The 254-nt window shown below is 58.3% G+C and carries 1 pseudogene; it reads left to right on the top strand.

The features are described from left to right. Positions 1-124, top strand: a pseudogene (locus tag H0X90_RS35610) (IS3 family transposase); the annotation flags it as partial. Between the last annotated feature and the right edge of the window lie 130 nt (positions 125-254).

Here is a 254-nt window from a genome sequence, read left to right as displayed (position 1 = left end):
CGAAATCGTCGGCTACGCGATGAGCGAGCGGATGACGAAAAATCTGGTCATGCAGGCGCTGTTCCGCGCTGTCGTGACCCGACGACCGCCGGCGGGCCTGATTCACCATAGCGACCGCGGGTCGCAACTTAGGTTCAAGGAGTCGTCGCAACATCCATCGTTATGTTGCGGATAACAGTTCGTGGAATGCTTCCGCTGGCGTTTTCCATCCGAGCGTTTTACGTGGTCGAGAGTTCAGTGTGTTCGCGACCGCG

This window comes from Burkholderia sp. 9775_39, assembly GCF_015712225.1.
GTDB lineage: Bacteria > Pseudomonadota > Gammaproteobacteria > Burkholderiales > Burkholderiaceae > Burkholderia > Burkholderia cenocepacia.
Note: the sequence above shows the minus strand (reverse complement) of the source record. Positions and strands in the feature narration are given on the sequence as shown.